Origin of the sequence: Pseudomonas sp. Kh14, assembly GCF_900291005.1 — a bacterium.
GTDB lineage: Bacteria > Pseudomonadota > Gammaproteobacteria > Pseudomonadales > Pseudomonadaceae > Aquipseudomonas > Aquipseudomonas alloputida.
In genome coordinates, this window is sequence record NZ_OLKJ01000176.1 from 1 (window position 1) to 258 (window position 258).

Genomic DNA, 258 nt, shown 5'->3' on the forward strand with positions numbered 1-258 from the left:
GTGTACATCGAAGTCAGGATGCCGACGCACAACGACAGCGCGAAACCGCGGATCGGGCCGGAGCCGAACGAGAACAACGCGATACCGCCGAGCAGTGCGGTGATGTTCGCGTCGAGGATGGTGCCGGATGCCTTCTCGTAGCCGATCGCGATGCTGGCCAGCGGCGACGTGCCGGCGCGCAATTCCTCGCGGATGCGTTCGTTGATCAGCACGTTCGCGTCCACCGACATGCCGACGGTCAGGGCGATCCCGGCGAGG

At 65.5% G+C, this 258-nt stretch carries 1 protein-coding gene; it reads right to left on the minus strand.

Features of this window, described 5'->3' with window-relative positions; all coding sequences use genetic code 11:
- Positions 1–258: MMPL family transporter (locus tag FQ668_RS27750; protein WP_144180813.1), on the minus strand; the 258-nt coding region annotated here is incomplete at both ends.